This window comes from Colwellia sp. MB02u-10, from assembly GCF_014077185.1.
Taxonomy (GTDB): domain Bacteria; phylum Pseudomonadota; class Gammaproteobacteria; order Enterobacterales; family Alteromonadaceae; genus Cognaticolwellia.
In genome coordinates, this window is sequence record NZ_JACGVK010000133.1 from 114,183 (window position 1) to 136,193 (window position 22,011).

General features: G+C 39.0%; 18 protein-coding genes. 5 read left to right on the forward strand and 13 right to left on the reverse strand.

Annotated elements, in window-relative coordinates; genetic code table 11:
• Positions 1-8: 8 nt before the first annotated feature.
• Both H4J59_RS15410 and H4J59_RS15415 read right to left on the reverse strand, forming a co-directional pair.
• A complete protein-coding gene (locus H4J59_RS15410) occupies positions 9-263 on the reverse strand; it encodes a PGPGW domain-containing protein (protein ID WP_182240831.1) in 255 nt (84 codons plus the stop codon).
• Positions 264-458: 195 nt separating this feature from the next.
• A complete protein-coding gene (locus tag H4J59_RS15415) occupies positions 459-986 on the reverse strand; it encodes a hypothetical protein (protein WP_182240833.1) in 528 nt (175 codons plus the stop codon).
• Between the two features lie 218 nt (positions 987-1,204).
• Between H4J59_RS15415 and H4J59_RS15420 the strand changes: the two genes are divergently transcribed.
• On the forward strand, positions 1,205-2,083 hold the full coding sequence (locus H4J59_RS15420) for a DNA ligase (RefSeq protein WP_182240835.1): 879 nt from the start codon (positions 1,205-1,207) through the stop codon (positions 2,081-2,083).
• Positions 2,084-2,132: 49 nt separating this feature from the next.
• On the forward strand, positions 2,133-2,747 hold the full coding sequence (locus H4J59_RS15425) for a LysE family translocator (protein WP_182240837.1): 615 nt from the start codon (positions 2,133-2,135) through the stop codon (positions 2,745-2,747).
• Positions 2,748-2,849: 102 nt separating this feature from the next.
• Here H4J59_RS15425 and H4J59_RS15430 read toward each other — a convergent pair whose 3' ends face one another.
• The 7 genes from H4J59_RS15430 to H4J59_RS15460 all read right to left on the reverse strand — a co-directional run bounded on the left by H4J59_RS15430 (position 2,850) and on the right by H4J59_RS15460 (position 12,004).
• Complete coding sequence (locus tag H4J59_RS15430) at positions 2,850-3,743, reverse strand: class I SAM-dependent methyltransferase (protein ID WP_182240839.1); 894 nt, start codon at positions 3,741-3,743, stop codon at positions 2,850-2,852.
• 111 nt (positions 3,744-3,854) lie between these two features.
• On the reverse strand, positions 3,855-5,279 hold the full coding sequence (locus tag H4J59_RS15435) for a sodium-dependent transporter (protein ID WP_182240841.1): 1,425 nt from the start codon (positions 5,277-5,279) through the stop codon (positions 3,855-3,857).
• Between the two features lie 185 nt (positions 5,280-5,464).
• On the reverse strand, positions 5,465-6,304 hold the full coding sequence (locus H4J59_RS15440; protein ID WP_182240843.1) for an HDOD domain-containing protein: 840 nt from the start codon (positions 6,302-6,304) through the stop codon (positions 5,465-5,467).
• 73 nt (positions 6,305-6,377) lie between these two features.
• Positions 6,378-8,072: a M28 family metallopeptidase gene (locus H4J59_RS15445; protein ID WP_182240845.1), complete on the reverse strand. Its 1,695-nt coding sequence runs from the start codon at positions 8,070-8,072 to the stop codon at positions 6,378-6,380.
• A 246-nt stretch (positions 8,073-8,318) separates the two neighbouring features.
• Complete coding sequence (locus H4J59_RS15450) at positions 8,319-8,798, reverse strand: winged helix-turn-helix transcriptional regulator (RefSeq protein WP_182240847.1); 480 nt, start codon at positions 8,796-8,798, stop codon at positions 8,319-8,321.
• A gap of 227 nt (positions 8,799-9,025) precedes the next feature.
• The gene (locus H4J59_RS15455) at positions 9,026-11,596 is read right to left on the reverse strand and encodes an EAL domain-containing protein (protein WP_182240849.1); all 2,571 of its coding nucleotides are present in this window, start codon (positions 11,594-11,596) and stop codon (positions 9,026-9,028) included.
• 120 nt (positions 11,597-11,716) lie between these two features.
• A complete protein-coding gene (locus tag H4J59_RS15460) occupies positions 11,717-12,004 on the reverse strand; it encodes a hypothetical protein (protein WP_182240851.1) in 288 nt (95 codons plus the stop codon).
• 329 nt (positions 12,005-12,333) lie between these two features.
• On the opposite strand from H4J59_RS15460, the gene H4J59_RS15465 reads away from it, so the two are divergent.
• A complete protein-coding gene (locus H4J59_RS15465; protein WP_182240852.1) occupies positions 12,334-13,173 on the forward strand; it encodes an isopenicillin N synthase family oxygenase in 840 nt (279 codons plus the stop codon).
• A gap of 127 nt (positions 13,174-13,300) precedes the next feature.
• Here H4J59_RS15465 and H4J59_RS15470 read toward each other — a convergent pair whose 3' ends face one another.
• Both H4J59_RS15470 and H4J59_RS15475 read right to left on the reverse strand, forming a co-directional pair.
• On the reverse strand, positions 13,301-16,507 hold the full coding sequence (locus H4J59_RS15470; RefSeq protein WP_182240854.1) for an efflux RND transporter permease subunit: 3,207 nt from the start codon (positions 16,505-16,507) through the stop codon (positions 13,301-13,303).
• Positions 16,508-16,509: 2 nt separating this feature from the next.
• Positions 16,510-17,727, reverse strand: a complete 1,218-nt coding sequence (locus H4J59_RS15475) for an efflux RND transporter periplasmic adaptor subunit (RefSeq protein WP_182240856.1) — start codon at positions 17,725-17,727, stop codon at positions 16,510-16,512.
• A 504-nt stretch (positions 17,728-18,231) separates the two neighbouring features.
• On the opposite strand from H4J59_RS15475, the gene H4J59_RS15480 reads away from it, so the two are divergent.
• Positions 18,232-18,699 (forward strand): TerB family tellurite resistance protein, encoded by a 468-nt coding sequence (locus H4J59_RS15480; protein ID WP_182240858.1) that lies wholly within the window; start codon positions 18,232-18,234, stop codon positions 18,697-18,699.
• Between the two features lie 79 nt (positions 18,700-18,778).
• Positions 18,779-19,615, forward strand: coding sequence for a S1 RNA-binding domain-containing protein (locus H4J59_RS15485; protein ID WP_182136631.1), 837 nt, complete (start codon positions 18,779-18,781; stop codon positions 19,613-19,615).
• A gap of 78 nt (positions 19,616-19,693) precedes the next feature.
• Here H4J59_RS15485 and tldD read toward each other — a convergent pair whose 3' ends face one another.
• Positions 19,694-21,142: a metalloprotease TldD gene (gene tldD, locus H4J59_RS15490; protein ID WP_182240860.1), complete on the reverse strand. Its 1,449-nt coding sequence runs from the start codon at positions 21,140-21,142 to the stop codon at positions 19,694-19,696.
• Positions 21,135-21,968 carry a carbon-nitrogen hydrolase family protein gene (locus tag H4J59_RS15495; RefSeq protein ID WP_182240862.1) on the reverse strand — a complete coding sequence of 278 codons (834 nt, stop codon included), beginning with the start codon at positions 21,966-21,968 and terminating at the stop codon, positions 21,135-21,137. The genes tldD and H4J59_RS15495 overlap by 8 nt, the downstream gene beginning before the upstream one ends.
• Between the last annotated feature and the right edge of the window lie 43 nt (positions 21,969-22,011).

Genomic DNA, 22,011 nt, shown 5'->3' on the forward strand with positions numbered 1-22,011 from the left:
AGCAGCGATTAACAACGTAATTTCCTCCCCAACCAAGACAAACCTTGATCTGTTTTTACTGCCGCTTGACGAAAGTAGCCTTGGCTTTTTTTTAATCCTATTTTTGCCCACGGGTATTCCAAACTCAACATCGCTAAACCCAGCGGTATAAAAATCACCGCAGGGCCAGGCAGTAAGATAAAGACCATACCGAGCAATAAGCATAAAAAACCTAGCATAATGCTTGCGATGCGCTTTGTTTTTAACCCTATATTTTTTTGCATACTTTGCGCCCTCTTTACTGTTAACTTGTCTATTTAACAAGTCTATTTAACAATCCTACTTAACAAGTTAAGAGCAAAAGCCGTTCCAAAAATAATTATCATTAGTTATCAAATAACTAAATTCAAAACACCTTAAAGTCATGATACCCAAGTGGTGTAAAAGACAACCAATTAGTGAATACTACAAACACAAGCTTAATAGCTTTTTTCAAATGCAGTTTGTTGGCTACGCTTGTCTTCAATACATTTAGCAAAATCTTGTATAGATTTTGGTCGAGCACACTTTTTCGCTGGTTGATAAAATACCAGCCAAGCCTGCAACTGTTCACCTTGATACTTCGAACGCATCACTAGAGGGTTATTGCTAGCAAAAGGCACTAAAGCTTTACTATTTTTGTATAGCTTAAGGGCGGCGGATTGACTACGGCTTTTATTTTTCGCTTTCTTACTAGCTAGCTTTTGCTTTGATTTCTTCTCTCGCTTGGATTTGGATTTGGACTTAACTTTAAGTTTACCGGTTTCACAGCGCCACCATCTATCGCGTGCTTTAGCTTCTTTGCTCGACAAACTATGACTGCGTTTATGTGTATTGGCTTGGCGTTGTTGCGCTTGAATATTATCGAGTTTTTGACGATAGTCTTGGCAGTGTTTTTTCCCCGCTGTCGCCGAAAATGAAGCGCATAAAAGCATCAACATTAGGCTAGAAAACATTATCCGTTTCATCGACTATCATCCATTAAATTCTATTTTATGCAAAAGTGTAGTCAATATTGAAGAAATTTCGACCTTAAATAATTGTTTTCCTAATGTATTGTTTAAGTATTTTTTAAGTAAGTAAGCAAACGAATAGCCCTAAATGCTGAAATGCTTCTATACTCTCTTTAAAACTTCCCAAGATATTCGTTTGATCATTTGGGCTCAGATACTAAAAAGGAACAAGGATGTTTCAAGCAAATATATATCAAAAAATTTTCTGCTTTAACCTGTTAATCTTCGTATTACCCTGCGCACTTGCTCAGCAAGCAAACATAGAAATAAAAAAACCACAAAAGCCTCGGCTACAGCTTGCTAGTAAATATCAGCAGAGCGCGGTTATTGAAGATTACTGGGTAAGCGAGAAGTTAGACGGTGTACGCGGATACTGGACTGGACAACAACTATTAACCCGCAATGGCAATGTCTTGTCACCACCGAGTTGGTTTATTGAACATTGGCCTAAAATACCTATGGGAGGTGAACTTTGGAGCGGCCGAGGACAATTCCCCCAAATCAGCGCCTGTGTTCGACGTAAAAATTCAGATGGAAAATGCTGGAAAAAACTTAAATTAATGCTTTTCGACCTGCCCAACCACAGCGCTAATTTTACTCAGCGTATTGTGACCATGAAGCAATTAATAGCCAGCAATAGCTCTCCTTACCTAGCGATGATTAAGCAAAAAAAGCTCGCCAGTAATATGGCCTTGTATGATCTGTTGGATGACATTGTTGCTCATAATGGCGAGGGCTTAATGCTGCACCTAGCATCAGCAAATTATCAAAGTGGCCGTAGCAAGAGCCTATTAAAACTAAAAATATATCAAGACGCTGAAGCGCTAGTCATTGCGCATACGCTAGGTAAAGGAAAATACCAAGGTTTACTGGGCGCCGTTAAAGTAAAAACTCCTGAAGGTGTCACTTTTAAAATAGGCACAGGTTTTTCCGATCAGCAGCGCCAGCAACCACCTAAAATTGGCAGCATAATAACCTATAAATACATTGGTAAAACACAACGGGGTGTGCCAAAATTTGCCAGCTTTCTTCGCATTAAAAATCAACATTAGTCGCACAAATCAACTTAACCAATTTGACCAATCTAAGGCGCATTAAATTATGGAGTTTCATTTATGGCTATCACTAGTGGTTATTTGTATTCTTGGTGCCCTTTCACCAGGCCCAAGCTTGGCCGTAGTGATTAAAAACACTTTAAATGGTGGTGCAGGCCAAGGTTATGCCACCGCCATCAGTCACGGCATAGGTGTGGCGTTATATGCGGCAATAACCGCAACAGGTATCGGCCTGCTTATTGTGCAATCACCCATGTTGTTTTCAGCCATAAAATACGCTGGTGCGGCTTTTCTTTTGTACTTGGGTATTAAAGCGCTAATGAGTAAACAACAAAACATTCAGTTTATCCAACAAGGTAAAACAATAGATCCAACCATTAATGGTTGGCGAGATGGTTTTTTGATTGCGTTTTTGAACCCTAAATTAGCGATTTTTTTTCTCGCTTTATTTAGTCAGTTTGTTGATCCTAATGCAGGTTGGCAGCAAAAAGCTGTGATGACCGCCACTGTCGGCATTATTGATATGCTGTGGTATGTCATTATTGCTTTTATGATGTCACGCGGACCTATTTTAGAAAAATTAAAAGCCAATAGTCATCTGGTAGACAAGGTTACCGGTAGCTTTTTGATTTTATTGGCCGCACGTGTCGTGCTAAATTAAGACTACGTAAAGTGGACAAATGTTCACTATCTGAGATAAATGATAATAATGTTTGCTTGCCCCTAAACTAGACAGGCAAACTAGACAAGAAAAATTTGAAATTTATTCGCTTGGTTTATATATAAAATATAGACATTTCAACCCTTTACCTTGATGCGCTTCTTTAAATACTGCTGGTGTATTAAGTTGATATTGAAAAACGCACTCAGGGCATTCTCTTACAACTTCAGCCATTAAAAAATCCACATTAAGATCAGGAGAATTTAAGCACAACAATACATCACCATTGTCTGACATTAGCTCAGGCAAGCGACGAATAATTTTCTTATAGTCTCTGACAATATCAACACTCCCTTTTTGAAAAGATGGCGGATCGCACACTAATAACTGATACGGTCCATACCTTTTCAGGCGTCCATAAGACTTAAAGATGTCCACACCTTCAAAAATAACTTTACTGAGATCTTGTTGGTTTAATCTGTGGTTTTCTCGACCTTTAGTTAATGAGCTTTTACTCATGTCAACGTTCACCACTTTACTGGCGTTACCAGCCAATGCCGCAACAGAAAAAGCGCAAGTATAAGAGAATAAATTTAATACCTGCTTATTTTCACTATGCTTTTGAACCCAGTCTCGGCCATTACGCATATCCAAAAACAAACCCGAATTTTGCGCTTTACCTAAACTAATATAGTATTTCAAACCATACTCTAGAGCACACAAGTGCGTGACTTCCTGCCCCCAGAGCAACTCACATGGAGCAAATTTACGACAGCGGTATTGCACTTGAATTGATTGACACTTATCGGTCAAAGTCTGTAAGGCCGTTACTTGTTCTGCTAGCCAATTAGCTTCAACTTCTTGATATAAACTGATCAGAATTACGGGTTCAAACCAATCAACATTGACATGTGACAATGCGGGGTATGCATGGCCACGGCCATGAAATAATCGCTGGCTTTCACTAAAATCAGATACGGAGATAAATTCAATCATTATAAGCAGCTCTAGCTAGAAAAAATAAGGCCGGATAATAACAAATTATCCGGCATTAAGTCTTATTTAACGTGTTTTATTCGTCTTAAATTATGCTTGCTTACCAAATGGTTAAAAGCCAAAGATGCTATAGCCAAAGAATTTTTGCAGCACGGTATTAATAAAGATAGCAAAAACAATAACAGGGATAAAAGTACCTAAGGAGAAGTTAATATACTTTTCGGCCCAAGAGCCTATATAGTTTGCATTACCTATCGCTAGCTCTTCAGATAAATTAAGTTTCTTCCAACGATAGCTAACAAATACACATAATAAAAAGCCATTCAAGGGTAAAATAGTCTCGTAGAAAACATCATATACCACATCAAAAAATGACCGAACGCCGCCGGCATATGAGGTAAACTCGGTAAAGAATGACACCATACCAAACGACAAGGTAGCAAAAATAGTGAGTAGCCCAGCACTCATCAATAATATTGACAATGCTTTCTTACGACTGTGTTTTTTCTCTGTCACTAGATAGGAAACCGGTACTTCTAAAATTGACACTAGTGAGGTGATGGCGGCAAAGAATACTAAAGTGAAGAAAAATGCCGCAACAGCACTCGCGCCGATGTAACCGATTGAGCTTTGTAAGGCTAAAAATATTTTAGGTAAAAAGGTAAAAATTAATGACACTGAACTATCACTTAATTCAGCTGGATTAACGTTGGGATTAAATGAAAATACCGCGGGTAAAATCATTAAGCCAGCGATGAATGCTACTGCAGTATCGGTCAGAGCAACAAGTTTTGCGGAGCCAACAATATCCGTTTTACGGTCAATATAAGAGCCATAAGTGATCAATATCCCCATACCTAAAGACAAGGAGAAAAATGCTTGTGATAAAGCGCCATTAATTACCGATGGGGTAATTTTAGCAACATCCGGAATTAAAAAGAACTCAACACCTAAAAGCGCATTCTCTAGTGTTAGGACATAACCCACCATAATCAGTAGCATAATAAACAAGGTTGGCATCAATATTTTTGAGGCGCGCTCAATGCCATCTTTAACACCCGCCACAAGAATAAAGTTAATAATGGCTGCCACGACAATCATACCCAAAAATAAGTAGGGGCTATTAACAAACTCACTAAAGCCGTTATTACTGGCTAAATAATCTAAATTACCGCTTAGTGTTAGCACAAGATAGCCAAAAATCCATACCGTTATCACCATATAAAATACAGCAATCATAAAGGGCGTTAACACGCCAAGAAAACCTGCCGCCCCCCAAGATTTACTACCGCCACTCAACGCTTTGTAAGCTCCCACCGGTTCTTTCGCGGTTTTGCGGCCAACTGCCATTTCAGCAACCATCACAGGTAAGCATATAAGTAAAACAAAAACAGCGTACATTAATAAAAATGCACCACCACCGTTTTTGGCCGCATTCACTGGAAAGCCAACCAAATTACCAATACCAACTGCAGAACCCGCAGCGGCTAAAATGAACCCTAAGCGGGAACTGAAATGCTCTCTTTCTGTACTCATAAGTATCCTTCGTTGTATTTTTTTAGGGCTAATAATTATAATTTTTTACTTCACAGCGCCCGTTTTTATTGAGGTAACTTTTATTAACTGATCGATGCTAGCAGGCTTCTTTATTAAAGTCTTGTTTTTAACCGCAGCATTTATCGAGTAGCCTGTATAATATTTGTTGCACTTGTTAAGCCGCATTAACCATAAAACTTTGCGTTCATAATATTGAAGATATTATCTGTTTCTATTGTCGCAAAATTTGCCGCCATTTCTAAATCATCTGTTGATATCTTTAAGGCCTGACATAGTGTTGCATCAATACTGTCATCGTAACTAAAAATCTCAGGATGACACGCGACTAATGCCAATCTTGAGGCTAAATACAACACGTGGACATCTTTATTGAGTTGAATATCATGGGCATTATGATGGTGGCGAATAGGTAAAATTATTTTTTCTGGTAACTGCCAAATTTTAAGTAACTCAGCAGAGACTTCAGCGTAACTAAAACCCAATACCTGTTGCTGTAATTGCCATGGTAATACATCAGCATTATAAGCTTCACATTGCTTTGCTAACGCGGGCGAAATTTTGGCCACAATAAGCTCGCCAAAATTTTGTAATAAGCCCGCAACAAATAGCCGTTCTATGTCTCGAATTCCAGCAGTAATGGCTAAGTTTTTTGTCACTAAACCACAAAATACGCTGAGACGCCAAAAGCGCTTTAAATCGATTGATTGATTTGAAAAGTGCTTAAAGGCTGTCGCGGCTACGTCGACTAACATCAGGTTGTAGATGGCTTGCGTACCAATAATAGTAATGGCACGTGAAATGGTACTGATCTCACCCGGGAAGCTGTAAATTGCACTATTAGACATTTGTAATAAACGCGATGTCATCGAGGGATCCACACTGATAACATTGGCGAAATCTTCTAGCGTAGAACTGTCATCTTCCATTAAGGCTTTTATTTTAAAACACGCGTCGGGTAAGGCAAAAGAACCATTGGCTTGCTGGGCATATTCAAGAGCATTCATTAATTCATAATTTCCTTATTTAAGCGCTTCACGACTGAAGTTAATCACCCTAATTAAAACCTTGTCAGTTTATTTATTGCCCAAATGTTGAGCCGAAAAAATCACCACTATGCCACTGTGGTCGCGCCACTTGGTTAGCTATTTCCAAACCTATCATCATATTAACCAATGCAAAGTTAGCCGCCGCTTGGTAATTTATGGGTAAGCTGATTTCGTCACTGTGTTGATGGTAATGATTTTTCAAGAAATCACCAAATACTGCACCACCATCAATACTTGCATCTGTTGATTTAAAACCTGTCATTAAAAAGACCGATGGAATACCAACCTTAACAAAGCTGTAATGATCACTACGGGTAAAAAGTGCCTGTTCTGGCATTGGGTCTTCACTCAGTTCTATATCGATTTTCTGTGCTGCTGTCGCGACAATTTTCCCCATCGTTGAATGAGTAGAGCCAAAAGCGATAACATCAGCAAAGGGATATAAAATTAACGGCATATCCAAATTCACATTGGCGACTAATTGCGACACAGGTATGGTGGGATTATTGGCAAAATAACTCGAACCTAGCAAACCTTTTTCTTCGCCGGTCACCACAACAAACAGCACTGAACGTTTTGGCTTGATGGGCATTTGTGCTAATAAACGTGCGGTTTCAAGTAAAATGGCCACACCTGAAGCATTATCTAAGGCGCCATTATTGATAGTGTCTTCATTGTCACTATCAGCACTTATGCCGATGTGGTCAAGGTGGGCACTAAAGACAACATATTCGTTTTTTAATTTTTCATCGCTACCTGTAACTGCGGCGATAATATTAGGGCTAGTGATCTGTTCATGACGTGAGCGGTTTTTCAAGGTAACTTGATACGGCAAGGCAAAACCTTTAATGGCCATATCATTAGTGTCGGCAGCATAAATATCCGCTAATGTGCTTGCTGCACCTACAAATAACGCCTCGGCTGCCTCTGGGGCTATATAGGCTCCCGTTATAATTTTTTCTTGTTTACCAAACGGCATATTATCTTGAGTAAGCCAGCTAACACTCGGCGCTTTTGCATATTGCGCTGACTTTTCAAAACTGCGCACTTTTTCACGTTTGGGACTGTGTATCGTAATAAAACCAATAGCACCATGTTCTGCAGCATGTCGACTCTTCTCGGCATTTGAGCCAATATGTGCACCTTCTTCAGAGGGTAAATCATCAGGTCGGCCAGTTAAAGCAACAACAATTTTGCCATTAACATCAATGTTTTCATAATCGTTATAACCAAACTCTGCAGATATAACCCCGTAGCCAACAAACACGGTTGGGGCGGTAATCGCCGTTTCATTTTGTAAGCTTGAACCCGACATTAAAAAATCGGTCAAAAAATCCAGTTCAATATCGCCCGCTAAGCCATGAATAGTTGCTTGGGCAGAGCCGTCAATAAGATAACTTTTACGAAATCGGACTTGCTGTTCAAAACCAAGAGACTCATTGGTGATATTGCTCCCTTGTGGAGTTAACCCCAGCTGCTTAAAATAAGATTTCACATAGTTGGCCGCAATTTGGTAGCCACTACTACCGGTATCCCTACCCTGTAAGGTGTCATCAGCCAGAAATTCTATATGGGCTTTGATATTGTCAGCATTAACCTCACTAGATAAGTCTTTTAGGTTAATTTGCAAGGGTGTAGAAGTTGGCTTATTACAGGCAAATAAAGCGACGATAGCCAGGGCAACTAGGCTTGATTTTTTGATTATCTTTGATGGGCATATATTCATGGTATTTCATTAACCTCTACCAATTGGACACTTAAATTACTTGCTAATTGGGCAATTAATGCAGTCATTTGGTTTTATTATTTTATAATTACATTTTGGCCTATTTAGCAATATACCTTACTAAAATTGGCTAAAACATCTCAAGACACTATATCGACTGTCATGTCAGAAAACTAGTTCCACATTGCAAAAGCAAACGCTGGCTAAACCAAGCAGTGTTAATATAACTTTGCACGCTTGTGCTTGTTAGTCGAAAATAGGTACGCCCGAGTAGCGCTTTACATGCTCCATAACCACATAAGTATGGGTTTGAGAGACTCCTGGCAAATCAACAATATTACCTAAAAGTATCCGATAGGCTTCCATATTTTCAAAACGTAATTTTAATAAGTAATCAAAGCCACCAACCACCATGTGACATTCAGCTACTTCTTTAATTTCAATAACCTGTGCACGAAATTTATTAAATATATCCGCCGTGGTACGATCAAGGGTCACTTGAATAAAAGCGGTCATGCCATACCTTAACTTACTGGCATTTAAAAAAGCACCGTAGCGCTCGATATAGCCTTCTTGTTCAAGACGTTTTACACGTTCTAAGCACGGGCTAGCACTTAAATTGACCCGTTGTGCCAGTGTACTATTTGAAATTCGACCATTTTTTTGTAAAGCATCTAAAATAGTTAAATCGATACGGTCTAAGGTTTTAGGTTTGTTACTTATCATTTTCAGTCAATTTTATGGTTAATCACTTTATTTACAGCATAAATTACCGCAAACAGCTAAAAAACTCCATCACATTCAAATTTTAGTTCATTTAAACGCACATCAAAAATGCCCCTTATGATGATAAAGTCACTATCATGGCTAAGGTTAGATCTAAAAAATCCACACATAAGCTAATTATTAGTGGATTTTTACCGCATTTTTCTTCCAGTACTAAATGCTAAGGTTTAGCTTTCACTGCACAAAAGGCTAGCTATTTCTTCGGCTGGTAACGGTTTACAATAGTAATAACCTTGGCCATAAACACAGCCCATTGCTCTTAATAATTGCGCATCTGATTCATGTTCAATACCTTCACCCACGGTCTCCATATTTAAATTGGCGGCTAAATCAATAATGGTTTTAATGATCGCTTGATGGTTACTTCTTTCGTGCTCACTATTAATAAAAGAACGATCAATTTTGATCACATCCATTGGAAAACGATGTAAATAGCTTAAACTCGAATAGCCGGTGCCAAAATCGTCAAGCAATATCTTGACACCCATTTCATTCAATAACCGCATATTGTTGAGTACAATATCACTATTTTCTAACAAAGCTCGCTCGGTCAATTCGACACGAATTTGATGCGGCTGCACACCGGTTTTATCGATAATAGCTTGAATATCTTGTGGTAAATGTAAACTGAAAAAATGATTACAATATAAGTTACAACTGACATAAAGTTGATCTGAGCCTGAACTCTGCTGCCACAATTTGAGTTGTTGGCATGATTTTTCTAGGATTTGTAAATCAATCGCCATGACTAAATTGGTTTCTTCTGCTAGTGCTATAAAGTCATCCGGTAACACAAAGCCACGCTTATCATTCTGCCAGCGCGCCAAAGCCTCAAAGCCAACGATCTCGCCGTCAACAAGTTGTACTATAGGTTGAAAATAAGGTATAAATTCTTGATTATCAATGCCCTCTCGAATATCAGCTTCCAGTGACAAGGCGTTTTGCATTTTTGTATGCATACTTGAGTCAAAGACCTCAAAGCGCCCTTTACCGTTATTTTTTGCGTGGTACATGGCTATATCGGCATCTCTGAGCATAGCATCAGCGCTGGTATAGCGTTCGTCATTAAATAACACCCCTATGCTGGTGCCTATAAATATGGTCTGATTTTCAATGGTAAATGGTGAAGATAACAAAGCTGTTATTCGATCGGCAATTTCATATGTTCTAGCAGCGCTCTCTATATTTTCTATTAAAATAACAAATTCATCACCACCTAAGCGCGCAACAGTGTCATTGCCTCTGACCACGTCAATTAACGCTCGAGCAATTTCTTTCAATAAAAGGTCGCCGGCGTGATGACCTAAATTGTCGTTGACCATTTTAAAGCGGTCTAAATCTAGGAAAAACACAGCAAATTTAAATTCTGGTCGCCGTTTATTACCGGCAATAGCCTTATTTAATAGCTCAATAAATACGGCTCGATTAGGTAAACCGGTGAGAATATCGTGTGAGGCAGCATGCTGCAGTTGTTTTTCGGCTGCTTTACGCTGTTTAATTTCGTCTTCTAAATCGGCAGTGCGTAGTTTTACTTGGTGCTCTAACAGTTCATGCGCTTTGCGCTCATTTTCAGTAATTTTACGACGATTCATCGCTGAGGCCACATGCCGTGAAACAAATCGCAATAACTCAGCATCTTGTTCAGTAAAGCATATTGCTTGCTGGTAACTTTGTAAAACCATTGCACCGAGCATTTCACCTGAGTGAACTAATGGCACGCCAAGCCATGATACAACATTAACATCCGGCTTAATGGTTTTACCCTGTTGATGTAACGCTAACATAGCTTGCTGATCTAGCAACACAGTTTCGCCGCTTCGTAAGACTAATTCAGTAAAGTGGTTTGACAGTTTTCTTGGTTGATAATCTTGGTCGGTGTTATTAGACCCTTGGTCGAGGAAATAAGCAAAAAATAGTTCATCATCTGCCTGATTATAATTAGCAATATAAAAATTTTCTGCATTGATTAACTGTCCAACAATGTTGTGCACCATGTCGTAAAAAATATCAATATCTAAGTCGGGATCATTGGTGAGTTCTGAAATTCGGTATAACGACTCTTGCAGTAACTCCGCTTTTTCTCGATTGCGAATTTGTGCCATTAATTCTTGTGTACGTGCATCAACCGCGGCTTGTAATCGCTCTCGATCCTGTAAGCGCGTTAATGCGGTAACAATATGTTGAGCGGCAAATTCCAGTAAATCTCGTTCATACTCTTGATAGCGCGTTGCTGCGGAGTAACTTTGCACGGCCATAAGCCCGATGACAAAACCATCATGTACCAAAGGTACACCAAGCCAATCGATGCCAGTGGCTCCGATAGACTTAATTTTTTTCTCTTGCGCTAGTTGTGCAATAACTTCTGGTGTCGCCAATAAAGCTTTTCCATGTTCAATAACATAATTTGTCATTGAACCTTTAAAGTCATTCATGGGATAAACACCCAGATCCATTTTGTCTTTTTCATCAATATGATAAACAATCTCTAAGGTGGATAATGTTTGTTCATATAGCACGATGTAAAAATTATTGGCGCTCATCACAGTAGCAATCGCGTGATGAACTTGTTTAAAAAATTCACTAAGGTCAACACAATCAATTGATAATTGGTTTAGTGTCAATAAGGTGGTGTAACGGTCTTGAAGCTTTTGATACTCGTTCAGTAATGTAAGAGATTCTTTTGCCGAACCTTCATTTGAATTGGCCAATGGATTTAATAAATCTAATGAATTCGTCAACTTTTACACCATACTGCACAGTTAAATTTTTATTATGGGGCCCGTTATATTTCCCCAAATTTTTTAAATACACTTTAAACTAACAAAAAATAGGCCATACATATAGCTAAAACTTTGCTTTTACTGACTAATTTTTTGAGACTCAACAACTTCTGCTTTATTGCCACAAACTCCAACTTGTTTGTCGTCTCGATAGTAGCGAATATCAATACAATCTTGTTGGTATCTGCGTTCCAATTCTGTGCGTATCAAAGGTTTACTTTTAGTGTTAATAATTTGTTTATGCAATGACTGACATTGCTGCACTTGCTCTGCGGCTAAGGTTACATCTTCACAAGCACTATTATTGCTACTACATGCTGAAAAAAATACCACTGAGGAAACTATCAGAGCCAGGTTTTTTATCATTTTACTTCTCTTTTATTTACAAAATTAATGAATAACAAATAATAATAGATGATGAGATGGTTATGAACACTAAAATATCCCTGTGTTAAGTAAATACGGTACAAACTCAATAGACAGCGAGTTATTTAACCTAAAGTAAAATAAACTTTATTATTGGCTTTATCACCACGGAGAGTCAATTGCCGCTTTTCCTTTAACTTATCTATTCTAGCTAGAGTATCTTTAACTAGAATAGATAACACTTCTTGTACTCATACATGGATCAGTTAGCGAAAATTATTTCAATAGGTATAATACCTAAGATAAAGATTAAGCATTAGGGAAATATTATGCAAGTACAAGTTATTGATTATCAGGCAAGTGATGCCGCAGAAAAATTTGTTGAAAGTTTACGAAACACAGGTTTTGGTGTGTTAACTAACCATCCAATTCAACAAGCTTTAGTCGATAAAATATATCAAGATTGGTATGTGTTTTTCTCACAAGAAGAAAAACAAGGGTTTGCCTTTGATCCTGAAAAGCAAGACGGTTATTTTGCCCCTGAAATATCAGAAACCGCCAAAGGTCATAACAAAAAAGATATTAAAGAATATTATCATGTCTACCCTTGGGGACGCATTCCAGCACAACTGAAAGCTGATATTCTTAATTATTATAAAATGGCTTCAGATCTAGCGAGTGAGTTACTTGATTGGGTAGAGAAACATAGCCCACCAGAGGTCACTAAACACTATTCTGAGCCGCTGTCGCATATGATCAAAGATACGCCAAATACCTTGTTACGTATTCTACATTATCCGCCATTAAACGGTACAGAAGAACCCGGTGCTATCCGTGCAGCAGCACACGAAGATATCAACCTACTCACTATTTTACCCGCAGCCAACGAACCTGGTTTACAAGTAAAAGCACAAGATGGTGAATGGCTAGATGTGCCAGCTGATTTTGGTCATTTAATTGTTAACATCGGTGATATGCTGCAGGAGGCATCGCAAGGCTATTTCCCATCAACCAGTCATAGAGTGATTAATCCAACAGGGAAAAATGCTGCTAAATCACGCATTTCTTTACCACTATTTTTACATCCGCGTAATGAAGTGGTCTTGTCAGAAAAGCACACTCATGCGAGTTACTTATTAGAAAGATTAAAAGAGCTTGGCGTAAAGTAATACTTAATCACGTCAACCTGATAGATTAAATAGCTTAACTTAATAAGAAGCCATCACATTGTGATGGCTTCTTTAGTTTTAAGTTTTAACGATTAACGATTAACGATTAACGATTAAAACATTATCCCTACAAGCTTTCACTGCTTATACTACTATCTAACACTGGTTCCTGAGCTAAAGGCACTTTTTTATTGCGCTTAAATAATGCTTTAATATCTTCAACAATAAGGTAGAGGCAAGGGATAAGTACTAGCGTTACTATAGTGGCAAATAACACGCCAAAAGCTAATGAAACCGCCATTGGAATCACAATTTGTGCTTGTGCACTCACTTCAAAGAAGATAATCGGTACTAAACCAATAAAGGTAGTAATTGACGTTAACATGATGGCTCTAAAGCGTTTACTACCCGCATGCATTACCGCATCTTTTAAGCGTTCGCCACGTTTTCTAGCATTATTAACATAATCAACCATAACTAGCGAGTCATTCACCACCACCCCGGCAGCCGCTAGCATTCCCATCACAGATAAAGCACTTAAGTCCATCCCTAAAATAAAGTGGCCAATAACCGCACCAATAATACCAAAGGGAATAACCACCATAATCATCAGCGCCTGTGAATATGATTTTAACGGTATCGCTAGCAATGAAAATATAATCATTGCTGAGATGACAAAATCGCGTAATTGATCATCAGCACTATCCATTTCTTCTTGAATACTGCCGGTGACTTCACTGTTAACTTGTGGATATTTTCTTAATAATTCTGGCATGAAATTATCTTGAATATCATTAGCCACTTTAAACGGTTCGACCTGATCTGCATCAACACTGGCCCAAACGTTGACGGTACGATTACCATTTTCACGGCGGATACGTGTCACACCATCTTGTAAGGTAATAATCGCCAGTTCAGATAAGGGTAATTCCGCACCATTGGGCGCTTGTATCATTACATCATCAACATGACCCACAGAGCTGCGTTGCTCAAGTGGGTATCGCACCATAACTTTCACTTCTTCACTGTCACGTAAAATGCGCTGCGCTTCTAAACCATAAAAGCTATAACTCACTTGTGAGGCAATGTCTGCTAAGGTTAAACTCAAGCTGTACGCTAACGGTTTTAATTCAAATTGCACCTCTTTAGCGCTAGTTTGACGGCTGTCATTGACATCACCAATGCCTTTAAGCGAGTTAAGCTTAGTTTTTAATTCTTTTGCTGCTGCTAATAATTCTGCATCATTTTGACTTTCTAATCTAAAAGCAATATCACCATCATCTCGGCCGCCACCAAATAAGTTGTCACCTATAGTGAATGATTTAACGCCGGGATAATTTGGAATAGCTTTACGCCATAAATCAGCCAACTCAAAGGTATCCATCGGCCGTAATTCAGGCATCACTAACTTCACCATTAACTGGCCACTGGTTCTGCTGCGCAAATCGACCTGCATATCAGAGATCATTGAATTACCATATTGCTCGGTAATTTCTTGATCAATACGGTTAATAATCCCTTGAATGTTTAGCAAGGTATCTAAGGTCGCTTGTTCAGAAGCATCAACATTCATTTCGACAGTAACACGCGGAAAATCATGTGGAATTTTAGGCTGGCCCACAAAACGAACAAAACCACCACTAAACAAACCACCACTGATGAGCATTAAGCTAATAAAAAACATTAATACCCCATAACGATATTGAATAAATATAGCTAAAGCTGGGCGATAAACATGCTCAATAAAGCTTTTTAACTTGCTATCAATCCAGGCGCGTAATCTATCAATCGGATTTTTAGGGTTAAATGCTTTCATTTTCATTTTAACTAAGTGCGCAGGCAAAATAAGTTTAGATTCAATCAAAGAAAAAATTAAGCACAAAATAACCACAGAGCCAATAGCTTTACCAAACGCTGAAGACGGCCCTTCGCCAAAAAGAAAGGGCAAAAATACCGCAATCGTTGTTAAAACACCAAAGGTGGCCGGCATGGCAACACGCTTGACACCACGAATAACATTGTCGGTACTATGGCCATGCTCTTCAATTTCTTCATGGGCACTCTCCCCCATAACAATCGCGTCATCAACCACAATGCCGAGTACTAAAATGAAGGCGAACAAGCTAATAACGTTGATGGTGACATTAACAAACTCAAGTGGCATGACGAATAAAGTACCGAGAAAACAAACTGGTAAGCCCATCATGACCCAAAAAGCCAAGCGCACACGTAAAAATAACGCCAACATTAAAAATACCAACACAGCACCACTTTGCATGTTGTCTACCATCATGTTTAAGCGACCTTCAAGGTAGTAGGTCATGTCAACCCAAGTTTCTAACTTGACCCCTGCGGGTAATATTGCTGATTTTTCTTCAACGTATTTTTTCACCACATTGGCAATATCTGTGATGCTTTGGTTATCAGCGGCACCGATAAATAAGGTGACTGAGTTTTCACCGTTGAACTTAGAATATTGTAGACCTTCTTCAAAGCCATCAATAATAGTGGCAATTTCGCCTAACAAAATACGCGTGCCATCGGCTAAGGTTACCACCGGAATTTGTTCGAACTCATAGCCTCGATAAGCTTGATTTTCTACCCGTAAGTTAATATAGCCATTTTCTGCACGGATTTGTCCCGCCGACATATTACGAGAATAACTGCGCACCGCATTGGCGATGTCATTAAAACTTAAGCCGTACTCTCGCAACTTATCTTTGCTGACTTCAATAGATATTTCATAATCTAAACCACTAAATAAATCAGAGATATTAACTGCAGGTAGTTGCTGAATTTCATTATGAACTTTACGGCCAAGCTCTTTTAATTCGCCGTTGGTTAGATCGCCATATAAACTCAAGTACATCACTTCTTGGCGAAATTTTTCCCGCTCGACTTTTATTCGCTCCATGCCATCAGGGAAGCTAGAGATTGAGTCTATTGCTGATTTAACTTCTTCTAGCACGACTTGGGGATCATAATCTAACTCAACTTCAAACCAACCGTTAGAGAAGTTACGATTTGAATAAGTAATAACACGCTTAAGGCCTTGAACCGTATCCAATGCCTCTTCGATTTTAATAGTTATACCTTCTTCGACTTCTTGTGGTGCGGCACCAGGGTATGGCGCCGTGTAGGAAATCCAATTGATCTTAACTTGCGGAAACATTTGTTTGTTGATGGTTTGAATGGTGAGTAAACCACCCACTAAAATAAAAATCATCAATAAGTTGGCGGCGACACTGTTACGCGCAAACCAAGCTATAATGCCGCTATGTGTGTCAATACTGTGGTCAATTTCAGCAGATTCTTTAGGCTTAAGAGTGCTCATGACTATTCCCCTGAATCACTGTCATTTAATGCAACTTGCGACTCACTTGCAATAGCATCTTCTGGCTGCTCATTAAGCTTGTCAGCTTGATCAGTAATTAACGCCAGTTTCATCCCATCAACTGGGTAGTCAAGCGCTGAGACAATTAGTTGGTCACCATCAGCTAAACCACCTGAAATAATGACATTTTGACCATCTTGGCGAACAATTTTTACTGCTGAGTAATGTAATCTAGACTCACTGTCCAACAGCGCAACGCGACTATTTTCAACTAAATAACGCGGCACACTGGCCGCTTGTGCTATAGCTTCCCCTAAAATTTTTGCCTTAACATAAGCACCAAAGCGTAAAGGCGTTTTTTGATTGTTATCTCGTAAAGCATAAGGGTCAAAAATTTCAGCTACTAAATAACTCATGCGACTTTTGCTATCAATAACACCTTCACTACGAACAATTTTCGCTGCCCACAAGGTCTCACGGCCAGCAAATATGCCAGTTAAATTAACACTAGCGTCTTTACCTTGTGCAATTAAAAACTCTAATTGATTATCGGCAACGGGTAAACGTACCTCAGCAATGGCAATACCGAGTAATTTACCTATCATACTGCCGGTACCAACAAACGAACCTAAGCCGACATTACGGCTGTCGATCATCGCATCATACGGTGCTCTAATTTCGGTGCGTTCTAAATTACGTTTAGCGCGCAGAATAAACGCTTGTGCGGATTTTACCCGTGCTACTTCTTGGGCTAATTGTGGTTTACGTAAACTCAACGCCGTAGGCGCTGCATCAGTAATACGTTGCCATTCTTGCTCAGCAACTTGCCCTTGTGCACGTTCCTGTTCTAAGGATGCCTGTGCTGATGCCATGGTTGCTTGGGCTTCAATGAGTGCGGCTTGATAATCGCTGGGATCTATACGGGCCAATAGTTGACCTTGCTGAACAAAACCACCACGAACAAATTTTTCTGATAATTCAACAACCTCTCCACTAACTTGAGCGACTAATTCAGTTTCATATTTTGGTTTAACCACACCGTATGAATCTACGAGTAAGGTCATGGGTGCAAGTGAAATCGCTTCCACAGCAACGATAGGGGTATTATCAACAACAGCTTTTTCTTCCGGTGGTTTTTTCATACTTGAAAATAAAAAGAAAATCAAAAAACCAGCGATTAAAATGACAATAGGTATAATTATTTGTTTTTTCCGTGTCACGATTTCGTCCTCGTAAAGTCTAAATAGTTGTAATTTTTAATTTAGTTGCCAGTAGGATACAGAAATTACTGGCTACAAAACTAACAAAGTTGTAAATGCTTGTTACAACTTCCGCGCCGCTTTTCAAAACAGTCCAAATTATAATAAAATAACCATATATAACAAAAGGTTAAAATATTTTTTATTATAAATAAACAAATAAGGCCTTAAATTAATAGTAACTTTAATAATATGTTGGTTTTTTTCACTATTAAGTAAACTTTTATAAAAATTTTTAGTCAAATTAGTTAATTAATACAAAAGAGTACAAAAGTTCACTAACAACAAAAAAACTGAGCATTAATACTACCACAGTCCTTGTTGGTGGCTTAATTAACAGCAACCAAGGCACTTGAGTTAAGCTAGGATACTCAAGGTTACAATATTTTATTAACATAAGTTAATTAAGCACTTGTCCCTAAAAGTAAGTACATTAGTATTCATCATCTAAAAAGAGAGTAATTTATGTTGTCAAAAATTAGTGCCTTTTTCCAATTATTAGGCGAAGAAAATAATCAGCAAGCAGATGAGTTAAGCTTAGAAATTGCCGGTAGTGTCTTATTATGTGAAGTCATGCTTGCCGATGGTCAGCTTGATAACGCTGAACAACAAAAACTCAAGGATATTATTGCCAGTCAATTTCATTTAACTAGCGATGAAGTCACTGAGATCATCAAGCAGTCGCTCTTACTTTGTGAACACGCCACCGATTTTTATCAATTCACCTCTAAAATCAACGAAAATTACAGCACTGAACAACGGGTGAGAATGTTGGAGCTTTTATGGCAGGTCGCTTATGCCGATGGCGAACTCGCTAGCATTGAGGAGCATATTATTCGTAAGATTGCTGATTTATTGCATTTACGACATAGCGAATACATTCAAACCAAACTAAATATGCAATCAAAAGCAGCACAGTTAAATAAAAATTAGTCCTAGCATTGAAAGTTATAGTTAACTTGCCGCCAGATCGGTTATTATAGCCGCAAGTTAACTGACCTCAAGAATTCACATGGCAAGCATCGGCAAATACAACACTCTTCCTGTAGTAGCAATTACTGACAATGGCGCATATTTAAATGCAAATGAATTAGGTGAACTCTTATTACCTAATCGCTTTGTGCCTGAAAATTGCCAAGTGGGTAGTGAAGTTAAGGTTTTTATCTATGCAGATACTGCAGATAGAATCGTAGCAACAACGGAAAAGCCATTAGCGGAAGTTGATGAATTTGTCTCGTTAAAAGTTAGCCAAGTGAATAAAATGGGTGCCTTTCTAGATTGGGGCTTACCTAAAGATTTACTGGTACCTTATAACCAACAACATACCCCTATGGAAGCGGGCAAGTATTATCTTGTTAGGATCTTTCTCGATCTAAAAACTGACCGTTTAGTTGCCTCAAGTAAATTAGATAAGTTTATTGATATTTGGCCAGCCGAATATCAAAAGTGGGATAAAGTGACATTAACCATTGCCACAAAAACTGACTTGGGTTTTAAAGCGATTATTAATGATCTGCATTGGGGTTTACTTTACGATAATGAAATATTTAAGCCGCTACGTACGGGTAAAAAAATAACTGGCTATATCAAGCAAGTACGTGAAGATGGTCGTATTGATTTATCATTGACCCGCCCAGGCGAAGGTAAAGTTAAAGACTTTAGTGAAGTATTATTAGCTCATATTGCCGAGCACGACGGTTTTAGTCCATTACATGATAAAAGTGACCCAGAATTGATCAAGCGTATTTTAGGAGTCAGTAAAAAAACTTTTAAGGCCACCGTAGGTAATTTAATGAAAAACGGTAAAATTACCATTGAAGCGAAAGGCATTCGCCTAAAAGATTCTTAATTTTTATAATCACTTAAAACAAAAAAAGCCCAAAAGGGCTTTTTTTATGAGTCGTTAAAGTAGCACTGTAGACCGGCGTTATTGCGTACCACCCACCGTCATTTGATCAATCTTCAAGGTTGGTTGACCGACACCAACTGGCAAGCTTTGACCGTTTTTACCACAAACACCTACACCAGCATCTAGTTTCAAGTCATTACCCACCATGCTCACGTTCTTCATAGCCTCAGGGCCACTACCAATGAGAGTCGCGCCTTTTATGGGTGAAGTAATTTCGCCATTTTCAATTAAATACGCTTCTGAACTAGTGAAAACAAATTTACCCGAAGTAATATCAACCTGCCCACCGGCAAAATTGGGTGCGTAAATACCTTTTTTAACAGATTTAATAATATCTTCAGGCTTATGTTCACCTGCCAACATATAAGTGTTGGTCATGCGCGGCATAGGTAAGTCTGCATAGGATTCACGTCGGCCGTTACCTGTGGGCTTTACGCCCATTAAACCGGCATTGTGTTTGTCTTGCATATAACCTTTGAGTACACCTTTTTCAATCAACACGTTGTACTGCCCTGGCGTACCTTCGTCATCAATACTGATCGAACCACGACGATTTGCCATCGTGCCATCATCAACAATAGTACATAAATCAGAGGTAACTTTTTGGCCAATTTTTCCCGAAAATGCTGAAGAGCCTTTACGGTTAAAGTCACCTTCTAAACCATGACCAACCGCTTCATGTAGTAATACCCCTGGCCATCCGGCGCCCAGCACTACCGGTAATAATCCTGCCGGTGAATCAATCGCGACTAAGTTAACTAACGCTTGGCGAACAGCTTCTTCTGCATAGGCTAAATAACGTGGTTTATTATGCTCTAACTCAAAGAAATAACTATAATCTGTACGCGCACCACCACCAGAACTAGCGCGCTCTCGCTTACCGTTTTCTTCAACTAACACCGAACAATTAAGCCGTACTAATGGTCGTATATCGGTGGCATAAGTGCCATCACTGGCCGCCACCAATATTTTTTCATAAATACCTGACAAGTTAACAATTACTTGCTTAACCCGTTTATCAACACTACGGGCATGAGCCTCTACTTCGTGTAATAAGGTTATTTTTTGCTCTTGGGGCAAACTAGCCAGTGGATCTGTCGCCTGATATTGAGCGGGGTTTTGCTGCATTTTTTTGCCATCAAAAACTTGCACTCGCGCAGATTTTTCAGCATTAGCGATGCCTTTCGCCGCATCAGCCGCTTTTTTTAATGCGCTTGGCGAAATATCATCCGAGTAGGCAAAGCCGGTTTTTTCACCTGATATAGCGCGTACACCGACACCACGTTCGATGTTATAAGAGCCTTCTTTGACTATACCGTCTTCTAACATCCATGATTCATGGCTACTGGATTGAAAATATAAATCCGCTAAATCGACTTTACGTTGGAAAATGTTATCCAAGGTATCCATCAGCATACTTTGATCAATTTCACTATTGGCTAAAAGCTCTATCTCAACATTATTCATACGACATCAACTTATTTTTAAAACGATTATGAGTGGCAACAGGCATAGCTTTACGTACCTTGTCTAATTCTTGTTCTTGGTAATCAGCACAAATAATACCTTTTGAGGTATCAAGCTGAGCCAGTATTTCGCCCCATGGACTAATGATCATACTGTGGCCCCAAGTTTCCCGGCCATTTAAATGCACACCTTCTTGCCCTGCGGCAACAATATATACTTGATTTTCAATCGCGCGCGCCTGCAATAAGGTTTGCCAATGTGCTGCGCCCGTTACCCGAGTAAAAGCACTGGGTACAGTAATAATTTTGGCCCCTTGTTGGCATAACTGGTGAAATAGTGCTGGAAAACGCAAATCATAACAAATTGATAAGCCAAGCTTAACACCAGCAAGATTCACTACGCTAGTATGATCACCGGCTTTGACATAACGAGATTCACAGTAATTTTTTTCGTTGTCTTGCACCGCAACATCAAACAAATGAATTTTATCATAGCCCCCAAGTTCTTGGCCTTCAGGGGAAAAAACAAAACAACTGTTAGTAAATTTTTCTGCCTGATTTGATAGTACTGGAATACTGCCCGCCACGAGAAAAACATTATATTTTATTGCCAGTTTTCCAAGCCGAATTTTTAGGCCATTGCTTTGATGGTTTTCTTTTGCCAACGCCAGTTGCGCTTTATCTTTACCACCAAAAAACAAACAGCATTCAGGCAACAAAACCAGTTGTTGTTGCCTTGGTTCCAGGCTAGCTAATTGCTGTTCAATATCAGCAATATTGTCTTCAACACAGGTATTAGAAGACATTTGTATCGCACAAATTTGCATTATTTTATTGCCCATCATCATTTATCAATGTTATCCATATCAT

Excerpts from the sequence above, each read along its gene's own strand:
- H4J59_RS15445 (WP_182240845.1), bottom strand. The coding sequence starts at position 8,072 with ATGAATATATGCCCATCAAAGATAATCAAAAAATCAAGCCTAGTTGCC.
- H4J59_RS15465 (WP_182240852.1), top strand. The coding sequence starts at position 12,334 with ATGCAAGTACAAGTTATTGATTATCAGGCAAGTGATGCCGCAGAAAAA.
- H4J59_RS15485 (WP_182136631.1), top strand. The coding sequence starts at position 18,779 with ATGGCAAGCATCGGCAAATACAACACTCTTCCTGTAGTAGCAATTACT.
- H4J59_RS15410 (WP_182240831.1), bottom strand. The coding sequence starts at position 263 with ATGCAAAAAAATATAGGGTTAAAAACAAAGCGCATCGCAAGCATTATG.
- H4J59_RS15450 (WP_182240847.1), bottom strand. The coding sequence starts at position 8,798 with ATGATAAGTAACAAACCTAAAACCTTAGACCGTATCGATTTAACTATT.
- H4J59_RS15440 (WP_182240843.1), bottom strand. The coding sequence starts at position 6,304 with ATGAATGCTCTTGAATATGCCCAGCAAGCCAATGGTTCTTTTGCCTTA.
- H4J59_RS15430 (WP_182240839.1), bottom strand. The coding sequence starts at position 3,743 with ATGATTGAATTTATCTCCGTATCTGATTTTAGTGAAAGCCAGCGATTA.
- H4J59_RS15435 (WP_182240841.1), bottom strand. The coding sequence starts at position 5,279 with ATGAGTACAGAAAGAGAGCATTTCAGTTCCCGCTTAGGGTTCATTTTA.
- H4J59_RS15470 (WP_182240854.1), bottom strand. The coding sequence starts at position 16,507 with ATGAGCACTCTTAAGCCTAAAGAATCTGCTGAAATTGACCACAGTATT.
- H4J59_RS15420 (WP_182240835.1), top strand. The coding sequence starts at position 1,205 with ATGTTTCAAGCAAATATATATCAAAAAATTTTCTGCTTTAACCTGTTA.
- H4J59_RS15415 (WP_182240833.1), bottom strand. The coding sequence starts at position 986 with ATGAAACGGATAATGTTTTCTAGCCTAATGTTGATGCTTTTATGCGCT.
- H4J59_RS15495 (WP_182240862.1), bottom strand. The coding sequence starts at position 21,968 with ATGCAAATTTGTGCGATACAAATGTCTTCTAATACCTGTGTTGAAGAC.
- tldD (WP_182240860.1), bottom strand. The coding sequence starts at position 21,142 with ATGAATAATGTTGAGATAGAGCTTTTAGCCAATAGTGAAATTGATCAA.
- H4J59_RS15460 (WP_182240851.1), bottom strand. The coding sequence starts at position 12,004 with ATGATAAAAAACCTGGCTCTGATAGTTTCCTCAGTGGTATTTTTTTCA.
- H4J59_RS15480 (WP_182240858.1), top strand. The coding sequence starts at position 18,232 with ATGTTGTCAAAAATTAGTGCCTTTTTCCAATTATTAGGCGAAGAAAAT.
- H4J59_RS15425 (WP_182240837.1), top strand. The coding sequence starts at position 2,133 with ATGGAGTTTCATTTATGGCTATCACTAGTGGTTATTTGTATTCTTGGT.